The sequence below is a fragment of the Candidatus Aalborgicola defluviihabitans genome (assembly GCF_016705985.1).
GTDB lineage: Bacteria > Pseudomonadota > Gammaproteobacteria > Burkholderiales > Burkholderiaceae_C > Allorhodoferax > Allorhodoferax defluviihabitans.
Genome location: NZ_JADJKN010000008.1, coordinates 141,853 through 153,304, shown reverse-complemented (window position 1 = coordinate 153,304; position 11,452 = coordinate 141,853). Strand labels below are relative to the sequence as shown.

The 11,452-nt window shown below is 60.4% G+C and carries 7 protein-coding genes and 3 pseudogenes; 9 read left to right on the top strand and 1 reads right to left on the bottom strand.

Annotated features, from left to right (window positions below; genetic code table 11):
• The first annotated feature begins 20 nt into the window (after positions 1–20).
• The 9 genes and pseudogenes from IPI80_RS11090 to IPI80_RS11050 form a co-directional block, all read left to right on the top strand.
• The gene (locus IPI80_RS11090) at positions 21–239 is read left to right on the top strand and encodes a DUF3079 domain-containing protein (protein WP_413860018.1); all 219 of its coding nucleotides are present in this window, start codon (positions 21–23) and stop codon (positions 237–239) included.
• A gap of 12 nt (positions 240–251) precedes the next feature.
• Positions 252–362, top strand: a pseudogene (locus tag IPI80_RS11085) (transposase); the annotation flags it as partial.
• A gap of 1,082 nt (positions 363–1,444) precedes the next feature.
• On the top strand, positions 1,445–4,123 hold the full coding sequence (locus IPI80_RS11080; protein WP_413860016.1) for an ATP-binding protein: 2,679 nt from the start codon (positions 1,445–1,447) through the stop codon (positions 4,121–4,123).
• Positions 4,124–4,222: 99 nt separating this feature from the next.
• Positions 4,223–5,569 carry a sigma 54-interacting transcriptional regulator gene (locus IPI80_RS11075; RefSeq protein ID WP_413860014.1) on the top strand — a complete coding sequence of 449 codons (1,347 nt, stop codon included), beginning with the start codon at positions 4,223–4,225 and terminating at the stop codon, positions 5,567–5,569.
• A gap of 176 nt (positions 5,570–5,745) precedes the next feature.
• Positions 5,746–6,342: a histidine kinase dimerization/phospho-acceptor domain-containing protein gene (locus tag IPI80_RS11070; RefSeq protein WP_413860012.1), complete on the top strand. Its 597-nt coding sequence runs from the start codon at positions 5,746–5,748 to the stop codon at positions 6,340–6,342.
• A gap of 209 nt (positions 6,343–6,551) precedes the next feature.
• On the top strand, positions 6,552–9,530 hold the full coding sequence (locus IPI80_RS11065) for an Ig-like domain-containing protein (RefSeq protein WP_413860010.1): 2,979 nt from the start codon (positions 6,552–6,554) through the stop codon (positions 9,528–9,530).
• Between the two features lie 111 nt (positions 9,531–9,641).
• Complete coding sequence (locus IPI80_RS11060; RefSeq protein WP_413860008.1) at positions 9,642–9,860, top strand: hypothetical protein; 219 nt, start codon at positions 9,642–9,644, stop codon at positions 9,858–9,860.
• Positions 9,851–10,183 (top strand): annotated as a pseudogene (locus tag IPI80_RS11055) (M48 family metalloprotease); the annotation flags it as partial. The gene IPI80_RS11060 and the pseudogene IPI80_RS11055, both read left to right, overlap by 10 nt.
• A 64-nt stretch (positions 10,184–10,247) precedes the next feature.
• Positions 10,248–11,014 (top strand): annotated as a pseudogene (locus IPI80_RS11050) (FAD-dependent oxidoreductase); the annotation flags it as partial.
• A gap of 105 nt (positions 11,015–11,119) precedes the next feature.
• Here IPI80_RS11050 and IPI80_RS11045 read toward each other — a convergent pair.
• Entirely contained in the window at positions 11,120–11,311 is a 192-nt protein-coding gene (locus IPI80_RS11045) for a toxin-antitoxin system HicB family antitoxin (protein ID WP_413860006.1), read from the bottom strand.
• Positions 11,312–11,452 lie beyond the last annotated feature (141 nt).

Here is an 11,452-nt window from a genome sequence, read left to right as displayed (position 1 = left end):
ATTAACGCATTGGCGCAGCCATGGCAACCAAAAAGTTCCCCAATGCACCCTCACACCCAGAGCGGGTGTGCTGGGGCTGCGACAAGTTCTGCTCCGCCAGTGACATGCGTTGCGGCAACGGATCAGACCGCACGATGCATCCCATGGAACTGTTCGGTGAAGATTGGCAGGAGTGGGGTGCGTCGGTGGAGACATCCGAAGTGAAACCCCTTGTATCGAACGGCGGCCTAGTACTTTGAGATCTGGGTTGACCTGGTCCGGCCCACCTGAACCTGGGCGCATTCGCCTTCGTCCACAGGTTTGGTTCTACCCTGAACACGCATGTGCACTTACATGTGTGTGGCGTCGGTGGGGTGTTTGAGGCGTTACCAGATGCATAGTCGGTCAGTTTTACACGGGCGCCTGCTGCGCTGATTTGGTGTACCGCTGCGGCAAAGGCCACAGCGAGCCCCTGCAGTCAGACAAATACGCGGGTGAACTGGCGCTATTGCGGCGTGCTTGCACCGAATTCGCCGATGCGGGCGGCCGTACCCGTGCCATCAGCGCCATCAGCGCAAGTGGCCGTAAGCTGCCCTGTGGTTGTGCCTGCAGGCACTATGGCCCCAATTAGCCGCGCAGGACCGCCCGCGTATCGGTGCGGCCAAAGCCGTCGGGCCCAGGGTTAGGTAGCTGCGGTCCGCTGGCAGGAAGGCAGGTACGCTCTGCGGCAAGGCGCACACGTAGTCGGTAGCGGTGATGACTGTGCCGCTGTTGGCTTGCAACTGCTGCGCGAAAAACGGAATGGGCGCGGTTGTGTCACCGGCGAGTTGGCACTTTAGGCAGGCACGGCCATCACGGGCCCGCTCCAGCTTGTGACACTGAACACGGTCACGTTGGCGCCTTGCGTTGCCTGCAATTGCGCGGCCTTGACTAGTTCGGTCAGCATGGGTTCCGGCCCGGGACTGAGCCACCTGATGCGACACCGTTTCAACCCAGGCCTGGAGCACCATGTAGCAGGCGAACGCACAGGCCAGCGCGATGACATAACGTTTCATGCGCCCTGGCAGCGATGCTTTACCAATTCGGCCCCCGTCGCCGTTGTCGCATTGGTTATCGTCGCTTGTTTGATTCGCCTGTTTGGCAGAGGGTGACTGAGTCGGCTGGGTTGACCATCGGTCAATTAAGATGCTATTGAATATATAGCGGTACACTCATATTTCACAAGGGATATCAGCCAACTTTTCAAATATATGCTTTGACGACAATCAAGCTGTCGCCTCCCACGCGATCACCCCGATATCAGATGTACCCGATGCGCCACGCCAACCCAAATCAACGCCTGCGCCGCAAGTGACGCCACTGTACGGACGGTCGCGCTCAACCGCCCTGTGGCGGTAACATCCACGGGCACTTTCACCAAAAAAATCCTCCTATGATGGGGGAACTCATCAATCAGGTAAGCGCCATGCGTCCAGAGGTTTTGTATGCAGTGAAGGATCGGGACTTCGAAGTTTTCGCCACTGACGCCGCCGTTGCGATGCTCGAAGCATCCCTTGTGGCGGCCAGTGGGCCTGAGCGTCTGCCGGCGTTGATCGCCGTGGCCTGGCAGATGCGCCAACGCGACATGCAACGTGCGCTGGCGTTGGTGGATGAAGCACAAGCCTGCCTCAACGTTTGCACCACTTTGGCCGACAACGTGCTGCGCTGCTTGGAAGCACGGCTGATGCTGATTCGCGGCGAGGTGATGCTTCTGTGCGGCGAACTGGAAGCCAGCGCGGTTCAGGCGGGCAAAGCCTTGAGCGACTTTGCCGCATGCTTTGATACCATTGGCAGAGCCGACGCGCACTGGTTGCAACACTTGGTTGCAGCTGGACAGGGCAATGCCGTGCTTGCGAATGCGCAGCTGCAGGCGGTTGCTGCCGCCGCCCAGGGCAGCGACCCCGTGCGCGTCACCATGGCCCTCGCGGCACTCGCCGCCCGTGACGTGTACCACGATGTCTGCGCCGCCAGACAGAAGTGGGATGCGCGTTTTGCGGGTGGCACCGCCGATATGCACCCTGCGGCGGCCTCCTGGGTGAATGGTTTTTTTGCCGCCGCCGCAGGGGAGAGCAGCGAACACGTCGAATCCATCCGCTACCACGGCATCAGCTACACACAGGCTCTGGCCACGGGGCAAATCCGGCGGGCGGTCATCGCTGCTACCAACCTTGGTGTTGCATTCAACAATCTGAACGATCACCACGCGGCGCTTGAATGGATGCAGCGCGGGCTGGATATGGCCCGGCCCCACGCTTGGCCGGGTACGATGGGCGTAGCCCTGCTGCAAACCGCCGGGACGCTGCGCGAGTTGAAACTCTTTGACGCCGCCCACGCGCTGCTGTTGGAGGCGATGGTGCTTATGGCACCGATGGCCGCCTCGCGAAACTTTGCGGTCGCGTTGCGCTATCTGGGCGAGGTGGAGCTCAAACGCCTGCAATACGATGACGCGCTTGCATGTTTTCAACGGCTGGAACAACGCGCGAACGCGCTCAAAGCTACAGACTTGCTGTGCAATGCCTTGAGCGGCCAGGCCCAGGCCTTGTTGGAGTTGGAGCAACCGCAATCCGCGCTAGCCAAGGCGCAGGTTGCGCTGGCGGCGGCACAGTCGCATGCCGTTCACCAGATCGACGCCCTGCGTGTGCTGGCTGACATCCACACCCGCCATCTGCTAGTGCCTCCGCCCGGCATGCGCGCCGCCAGCGCGCCGCTGCACTATCTGCAGCAAGCGTTGGATGCCGCCGCCACCATGCAGAACTACACCTTGCCGGGCGATTTGCTGGAGGTTGTGGCCCAGGCCCATGCCAATGTTGGTGACACAGCCATAGCCTTTGCCCTGGCCAAACAAGCAATCGCCGCCCGCGAAGTTACCCACAGCCGGGAAGCCAGCAACCGCGCGGTCGCCATGCAGGTGACCCACGAGACGCAGCGGGCACAGGCTGAAGAGGCCCACCAGCGGCAACTGGCCCAGGCCCACGCTGAGCGCGCCGATGCGCTGGAGCAGGCAAACGCGGCCTACCACGCTGTGCTGGAAAACGCGCAAGATGCCATTGTGCTGACCGACAGCCATGGGCGTATCAACAATTGGAACCGCCAGGCCGCCTTGAGCTTTGGCAGGACCTTGGAGGAGGCCCTGGGCCAGGACATCATTGCGTTGTTGTTTGCGGCCCGGTTCCATGGCGCAGTTGGCGCCACCATCATGCGCCAGCGCGCGGTTGAGGAGGATACGCCCCGCCTGGAGGTCATGGCCCTGCGACGTGATGGCAGCGAGTTCCCCATCGAGTTGTCGGTAACATCGACGACGGTGCGCAGTCAATTTGAATGCAGCTTCTTTATCCGCGACATTTCCCAACGGGTCAAGGCCGCTCTGGAAATCGCCGCGTCGCTGGCCCGGCAACAAGAGCTGGCGGAGCTCAAGTCGCGCTTTGTATCCATGGCTTCGCACGAGTTTCGAACACCGCTGGCCACCATTCTTTCTTCGTCGGATCTGTTGCGGGTCCACGGCGCACGCATGGACGAAGAGCAGCGTGCGGGGTGCTTTGAATTCATCAGCCAGGCCGTTCACCGCATGAAAGACATGTTGGAGGATGTGCTGCTCATCGGCACGACCGACGCGGGTGTGTCGCAATTCAAGCCACTTGCCCACGATCTTCGACCCTTGTGTGAATCGATTGTTGCCGAGGTGACGCGCGGCATTGCACAGAATTTTGAGACTTTGCATGCCATTGACCTTCGCATGGCAGATGATTTTTGCCAGGCGGACCTGGATGAGCGATGGTTCCGGCACATTTTTTGCAACCTGTTGTCCAATGCCGTCAAATACTCACCCGACGGCGGCGTGGTGCTTTTTGAAGTCATGGCGCGCGCCGGTGAGGTGGAGTTTCTGGTGGTCGACCACGGTATTGGTGTCCCGGCACAAGAAATTCCCCGATTGTTTGAGCCCTTTTTCAGAGCCAGCACTAGCGCCAGCATCTCTGGAACAGGGCTGGGTCTGTCCATCGTCCAACGCGCGGTCGAACTCCACGGGGGGCGGATCTCGGTCGAGTCCGAGCGCGGTCAAGGGACAACATTCAAGGTGGTGTTGCCACTGCACCAAGTGCTGGCTTAGAGGCGCAGCACACCCCATGCGGCTATGCTTGCAAAAAAAATTTCACTACAGCGATGCCTCGCAAAACCCCGCAGTATGTGCTCAACCTGATTGGCGTCCATGGCCCGTATCCTGATTGTTGATGATGATCCTTCCTTGCTCAGGCTGCTGTCCCTGCGCCTTCACTATGAGGGGCATACGGCGATAGAGGCCAATAGTGGTGCGGCGGCCATGGCGCTGTTGGACCGCGAACTGCCGCACCTCATGATCACGGACCTGCGCATGCCGGGCATGGACGGGCTGCAATTATTCAATGCCGTGCACCGGCGCTTTCCCTTGCTTCCGGTGCTGATGCTGACGGCCAACGGAACCATACCGGACGCAGTGGCCGCCATGCAGAAAGGCATTTTCGGCTACATCACCAAGCCCTTTGAAGGGGCGGACCTCATGCGTGAAGTGGACCGCGCGCTGGAGGTCTCTGCGGCGCTTGGCGCGGACATGCCAGGTGAGGAAGCCGGAGAATCCTGGCGCGAGGCCATCATCACGCGCAGCCCCCGCATGGAAAAACTGCTGGCCGAGGCGCGGCTCATCGCACAAAGCGATGCCTCGGTCCTGATCCACGGCGAAAGCGGCACCGGCAAGGAGCTCCTGGCGCGGGCGCTACATGCATCCGGTCCGCGGTGTCAGGAGGCGATGGTGGCGGTGAACTGTGGAGCGATTCCCGAAAATCTGGTGGAGTCCGAACTTTTTGGCCATGTCAAAGGTGCTTTCACCGGAGCCGTGCGTGACAGCGTGGGGCTCTTCACCAGTGCGCACCGGGGCACCATTTTTCTGGACGAAATTGCGGATTTGCCCATCACCATGCAAGTCAAGCTGCTGCGCGTATTGCAAGAGCGCGAGGTGCGTCCGGTGGGTTCCGCGAAAGCGCACAAGGTCGATGTACGGGTGATTTCGGCGTCCAACCGCAAGCTCGAAGATGAAGTGGCGGCAGGGCGGTTCCGGGAGGATCTTTTCTACCGTCTCCATGTAATTGGTCTGTCGCTCCCGCCTCTGGGTGAGCGGCGCGAGGACATTGCTTTGCTGGCGCACCATTTCATGCGAAGTCTGTCGCAACGCTATGCCAAACCGATTGCGGCCTTTGCGCCCGGTGCGTTAGAGCAGCTTAGCACCGCGTCCTGGCCTGGCAATGTGCGCCAGCTACAGAATGTGGTGGAGAAGTGCGTGGTCCTGTGCACGGGCTCTCTGATTCCTGTGTCGCTGGTGCAAAGCGCGCTGACCAGCCAGGGTGCGGAGCTTTTGCCCTTCGACGATGCGCGCAAGGAATTTGAGCGCGACTACCTGACCCAATTGCTCAAAATCACCCACGGCAACGTAACCCAGGCCGCCAAGCTGGCCCAGCGCAACCGCACCGATTTCTATGCCTTGCTCGCCAGGCACCAACTAGAGTCAGTCAATTTCAAAGCCTGACGCCACACGGCCACGGCTGCGTCGTGAGACAGCGTGGGCACTGTCTGCGAACTCCGACGCTTTGCCTCCTCGCATGGCTGTGCGGGCCTTGATTCCATTGCATTTTTTTTGTGGCACGCATCTTGAGTGCGACCAGACCGTCCACCAAAGAATCGTCGGCACTGGAATCAAAAAAAATGGAAACCTCCGCGCTCACGGAACACATCGACGAGGGTCTGGTGGTCTTGCAAGACCAGCGGGTGGTGTTTGTCAACTGCAGGGCCAGCGAAATCTTGGCCGCCACCAAAGCGGAAATCATCGCAACAGGCCTAGTGAACCGTATCCACCGGGACGACCAGGCTGCGCTGGCCGAGCATCTGCAACGCAGACTGCTGGGGCTGGACGTAGCGCGGCACCATTTGGTCCGCCTGGAGCTGGCCCGGCAACCGATGAAGTGGCTTGAGTTGGGCGACAACCTCGTGCCATGGAATGGGGGACAGGGCTTGCTGGTTTTCTTTCTGGATGTCACGCAGCGCCACAACTCGAAATCGGAGGCCCGCGCGGCATTGGATCGCCAGCAAGAGATCCATGACTTGCAATCCCGAATCGTGGCCATGGCAGGCCATGAGTTTCGCACGCCGCTGGCCGCGATTCTTTCGTCGCAGGAATTGCTTCAATATTTTGGCGACCGACTCCCGCCAGATCAAAAGGCGGAGCTTCTGGGTTTGATTGGGGCAGCCGTCACTCGCTTGACACGCCTCCTGGAGAACACGCTGCGTAGACCTGATCGGTGAAGTAGTCGATCCGCGAACTCGGCGCGATTGTGTCGGAAAACGCCGACGCTTTGCGGCCAGGCAAATACGCCACAGTGTTGATTTCATTGAAGATTTTCTCTGGCACGCATTGTGCGCTCTGAGTCCATGCAGCGCACAACACGCCCTGCCATAAGGGCATATCTATGCGCGGGCTTTCAACACTGGAAAACACAGATAAAGGATCACACGTGGTAACACTTCACCCATCGAATGCGAGCGGCTTTTCACTGGGCCGAACACCTCTTGTCGCGGCCCTGCTGTGTGCCGGGCTGTTTATGGCTGCGCCGGCGCATGCGGTCTTCGTGGGCATCATCGTCAATTCGGCCGCCGACACCACGGGGAATGCATCGATTTGTACGCTGCGCGATGCCATTACCGCAGCCAACACCAATGTCGCTGTGGGCGGTTGCTCTTCGGGCGCGCCAGGGCTGGACAGCATCCTTTTCAACATCCCCGGTCCGGGGGTTCACACCATTGTTCTCACGTCCAATTTGCCCACCATTAGCGAGCCAATTAATATCAACGGCTACAGCCAACCGGGCTCCGTGGCCAACTCCATTGCCTATGCCTATCCCGCAGGTGGCGCCCTTGATGCACAGATCATGATCGAAATCGATGGCAATGGCTTGGGGGGTGGTGTTGGCAGCCATATGTTCTACATCCCGACATCGGTCAACAACAACACCATCACGGGCTTGTCAGTGGGCAATCACGGGGGAAACGCCCCCTTTGGCATGTATGGTCAGGCCAACTTCATTGGGAATTTCCTTGGCATGCGTGCCGACGGGATCACTCCCTTTCTCAATGCCAGCGGGGGGGTTATTGTGGGGGCCATGGCTGGTGGCAGTGTCATCGGCTCCACGGGCTCGCCCGCCCAGCGCAACTTGATTTTGGGGGGTGTTGGAGTGTTCGCCTCCGGCGTGATCGTCAGTGGCAATCTGTTGGGTACCGACAAAACCGGGATGACCAAAGTGGTTAGTTCACCGGGTTCGGCAGGGATAGTAATGAACGCGCCGGGAACCGGCAACATCCTTACCGACAATGTCATTGCCATGAACGGGGTCGGAATCTGGCTCAACGGGGTTGACAATATTGGCGTAGCCAACAACTTGATCGGTGTGGGTGTGGGTGGTGTTGCGCTGGGCAATACGGTTGGCGTTCGAATCAACAATATCAATGGTGCCGGCGCGGCTGGGAATACCATCGCCGGCAACACCATTGCCAATAGCACTGGAGATGGCATTCGGGTGTGGGATGCAACCGGGCTTGGCGCCATCAGCGGCAACAGCCTTGACCTCAATTCCCTCTATGGCAGTGGTGGCCTGGGCATTAATCTGGAAGGGGCTTTAGACGCGCCAAGCTCAGTCACACCCAACGACGTCACCGACACGGACACCGGCCCCAACGACCTGCAAAACTTTCCGCTCATCACTTCCGCGAAGGCTAACGCGGGTGGTGGCATTGACATTGCCTTTACCCTCAACAGCTCGCCGAACGGCCTGTTCCGTGTAACCGCCTACGCCAACCCGGTCTGCCACGCCAGTGGCCACGGCGAAGGGCGCTATGACTCTGGCACCCAGACGGCGGTGGTGACCGATGCATCCGGCAGTGGCGTGGGCACCTTGACTGTCCCCGCACCCCTGCCCACCGGCTGGGGCGTTGGACAAGTCGTGGCGCTGCTGGCGCGCGACAACGCTACGCACGACACGTCGGAATTCTCGGCCTGTGCCACGGTGACGCCTTTTGTTGGTGGTAACCAGCCACCCCTGGCTGTGAACGATACCTACGCCACGCCCATCAACACCGCGTTGAACGTTGCTGCAAACGGCGTGCTGGCCAATGACAGCGACCCCGATGGCAACGCCATCACCGCCGTGCTTTCCGTCAGCACCACCCATGGCACCTTGGCACTCAACGCCAACGGCGGCTTCGTTTACACCCCCACGGCAGGCTACAGCGGGCCGGACAGCTTCACCTACTTTGCCAACGACGGTACGGTCAACAGCATTAGCGCCGCCACCGTCAGCATCACCGTGACTGCAGTTGCCAACACCCCCCCCGTTGCCACCAACGATAGCTACAGTGTTATGACGGGCAACACACCCAACCTGACCGTGTCCGCCCCCGGCGTGCTGGCCAACGACAGCGACCCTGATGGCAATGCCATCACTGCGGTACTCAATGCAGGCCCCGCCCACGGCACGCTGATGCTCAACGCCAACGGCGGCTTTGTCTACACCCCCACGCCAGGCTACAGCGGGCCGGACAGCTTCACCTACTACGCCTTTGACGGCATGGCCAACAGCACCAGCGCCGCCACCGTCAGCATTGCCGTCAGCGCAGTCGTCATCACCCCACCGGACACCACGCCCCCCATTGTTGCGCTGACCATTCCAGCCAGCTGTGGCCTGGGCAGCATGCCCGCCATCGTCAACTTGAGCCTTGAAGAAGGCCCCGCCTTTGCAGCCGACATGGTGGGCATACTCTCCAACGCCTTGGGACAGGCAATGGTCTATCTGGAACAAAGCGCCTGCGGCACCGTCACCCTGGGCGGCTTCAACGCAGGCAAGCTGGCCTTCATCCCCCACACCTTCCAGAGCGAAGACCCCCGTGCCAACGGCATCTACCCCATGGGCAATGGCCAGTACCAGGTGGTGCGCAACAGCCAGTCGCTGATGATCGCACCTGCGCTGGTGCACCTGGAGCAGATCACCGCACTACTGCCCGGAGTCGCCGCCAAGCAAGTGGACAACGGCGTCATGACGGCCAGCGTCAACGGGCTGACTTATGTGGTGCAAGCCAGAGCGCCGGTGCAACTGGAGGCGCCCACGGGCGCTGCCCAACTGCAGAAAGGCGGCGATGGCTACTTCCACTTCATCGACGCCCTGGGCCACAACCAGGCGCTGTACCCGGCATTTGCCGATCCCACCACGCTGCGCAGCGTGCTGCTGGGACTGGACCCGGCTGCCACGCTGACGATTGAACTGGACGGCACGGCGAGCATTGTGCTCAACGGCCAGCATTACACCTTGGTGGCGGACCTGACGCTGGGCGACATACCGGCCGAGCGGGTGGGCCTGTACTGGTGGCAAGAGAGCGCAACCCGTTACCGGGTGATCAATGCGCAGATGCTGGGTACCTCGCAGGGGTTCACGGTCAGGCCTTGAGAGGGAGGCGGTGCCGCTGGTCGGCAATGACGAGAGCACCGCACCTCCAGCGTTGGGTACATCAGAAATGTACCACTGCGATGGACTTGGCTTCAAACAAACCTACTGACCTTGGCGACCCTTTTGATCACCTCTCAAACCCCTATGGCCAGCGCGCACGGCGTGTTCGGCGGACTGGGCTCACTGGGAGCCATCGCCGCTGTGGCCAAGGCGGCGACCCTGAACGAGAACGACGTCATCGACGGCTCGCGCCAGATGATGGTGCACCGGGATGCGTCACATAACTGGCCTCGGCGGGCGACAAATACGCCAAGCGCCTGGTGGCCCTGACGTCCAAGTTCACCCATGAAGGTGGTCTCACGCTCAACTGCAAAGCCTATCTGTCGCCAGAGGTGAACGCCTTCGCCACGCCCGACGGCAGAATCCGCGTTTATTCCGGTTTGATGGATGTGATGAGCGATGACGAGCTGCGCGGCGGGACTGGACACGAAATTGGCCATACCAAGCTCGGACATTCCGTGTCATCCATGAAGAAGGCCTTGCTGGTGTTTGCAGGCGGCAAGGGCGCAGCGGCATCGGGAAGTGGCGCGGTGTCGGTTATCGCCGGGTCGGAATTGGGCGCCATTGCCGAATCTGTGCTGAATGCCCAGTTCTCACAGTCCGACGAAACCGCCTCGGATGACTATGGCTTCAACTTCATGACAAAGCACAAGTTTCCCCATGTGCATGCACATTTTGGGCAGCGGCATCATCGGCCTGGAAATGGGCAAGGGCTAAAGCACGCTGGGCGCCCGCCTGGACGTGGTGGAACTGCTGGACGGCCTGATGCAGGGCGCCGACCGCGACCTGGTCAAGATCTGGCAGAAGATGAACGCCAAGCGTTTTGACAACATCATGCTCAAGACCAAGACCGTCTCCGCACGCGCCATGCCCGAAGGCATTGAGGTCACCTTCGCGTCGGCAGAGGAGGGCGGAACCGCCCCTTCGCCCCAGGTCTACGACCTGGCCCTGCAAGCCGCAGGCCGCACGCCGAACGGCAAGACGATCGCCGCCGACAAGGCCGGTGTGGCTGTCACCGATCGCGGCTTCATCAACGTCGACATCAAGATGCACACCAACGTGCCTCACATCTTCGCCATCGGTGATATCGTGGGCCAACCCATGCTGGCGCACAAGGTGGTGAACTGATGCAGGACAACAAAGAGCTGGCCGAAAATCTCCGGTCCTCGGCTTTCAACGCCCGCGTCGTCCCATCCTTGGCCTACACCGACCCCGAAGTCGCCTGGGTTGGTCTCACCAAAGACTCTGCCCTTGCGCCCAAGGCATTAAGGTACGGAGGGGCCTGTTCCCCTGGACCGCATCCGGACGCGACATTGCCAATGGCCGCGACGAAGGTGTCACCAAGCTGCTGTTTGACGATTCACTCGCATCCAACGCTTGGGGAATCCATTGGCATGGCTGCGGAAGTGGCACATGTCTCTTGAACTGACGTGCCGCCAGTGCGCAAGTAAACCCCAGCAAACTGAATAAGACGCTACTAAATTAGTAGCGATTAACGTAGTTCCGACGAGGGCTGCGTGGCTTTCTATTCATGCACGAACCGCTGGCCTTGGCGGCATCAGGGCTGCGCTGTTTACTGCGGGTGGCACGCGCAACAGGATCTTGCCACTGACAGGTTTTTGGGGCAATTGGCCAAACTTGGCGTAGGTTTCGATGTAGTCGCCCACCGCCACTGCAAAAGCGGCGCAGCACCGTACTTGCCCAGCAGCCGAGCTTTTCATATCGATTGTGCCGGTAGGCGGCAAAATCTTGTGAATTCAGATCACCCCATCAGGGAAAGCCCGGCTATTGAGGACACTTCCCGGTGCCATACTTGGCCTCACGCGGTTGAAACACTTATCCGTTGAAACAACCCAAATATC

Excerpts from the sequence above, each read along its gene's own strand:
- IPI80_RS11090 (WP_413860018.1), top strand. The coding sequence starts at position 21 with ATGGCAACCAAAAAGTTCCCCAATGCACCCTCACACCCAGAGCGGGTG.
- IPI80_RS11080 (WP_413860016.1), top strand. The coding sequence starts at position 1,445 with ATGCGTCCAGAGGTTTTGTATGCAGTGAAGGATCGGGACTTCGAAGTT.
- IPI80_RS11075 (WP_413860014.1), top strand. The coding sequence starts at position 4,223 with ATGGCCCGTATCCTGATTGTTGATGATGATCCTTCCTTGCTCAGGCTG.
- IPI80_RS11070 (WP_413860012.1), top strand. The coding sequence starts at position 5,746 with ATGGAAACCTCCGCGCTCACGGAACACATCGACGAGGGTCTGGTGGTC.
- IPI80_RS11045 (WP_413860006.1), bottom strand. The coding sequence starts at position 11,311 with ATGAAAAGCTCGGCTGCTGGGCAAGTACGGTGCTGCGCCGCTTTTGCA.